1 protein-coding gene is annotated in these 510 nt (G+C 75.9%); it reads right to left on the reverse strand.

Annotated features, from left to right (window positions below; genetic code table 11):
• Positions 1-111 precede the first annotated feature (111 nt).
• Positions 112-510: HAD-IA family hydrolase (locus G7A99_RS24665; protein ID WP_163144716.1), on the reverse strand; the 399-nt coding region annotated here is incomplete at its 5' end.

Consider the following 510-nt stretch of genomic DNA (forward strand, 5'->3'; position numbering starts at 1 on the left):
ATCGCCGGCGGTCTCACCTTCGCGACGGCGCTCACGCTGGTGCTCACGCCGTGCCTGCTGATGCTGGGGGCCAACGTCGCCGAGGCCTTGAGGCGGCGGCGCGCCTAGGGCTCAGCCACGGGCGATGAGGGCATCCGCCGCCTCCGCCAGGTCGGCGGCGATGATCGTCGGCGCCGGGAACAGCGCCTCCGGGACCTGGCCGGGGCGCGCGATGAAGGCGCCCTGCCAGCCGGCGCTCATGGCACCGGCGATGTCCCAGCCGTGGGCGGCCACCATCGTCAGTGCGGCCGGGCGCTCGCCGATCAGCCGGGCGGCGGTGTCGTAGACGGCGCGTGCCGGCTTGAGCGCGCGCGCGGCGTCCACCGAGTGCATCGCGTCCAGCAGCGGGCTGAGCCCCGCATGGGCGAGCTGGTCGCGCATCACCTCCGGGGCGGAGTTGGTCAGGGCCACCAGCGGGAAGCCGGCATCCCGCAGGCGGGCGAGGGCGTCCGCAACCTCCGGGTGGGGCGG

It is taken from the genome of Arhodomonas sp. KWT (assembly GCF_010993615.1).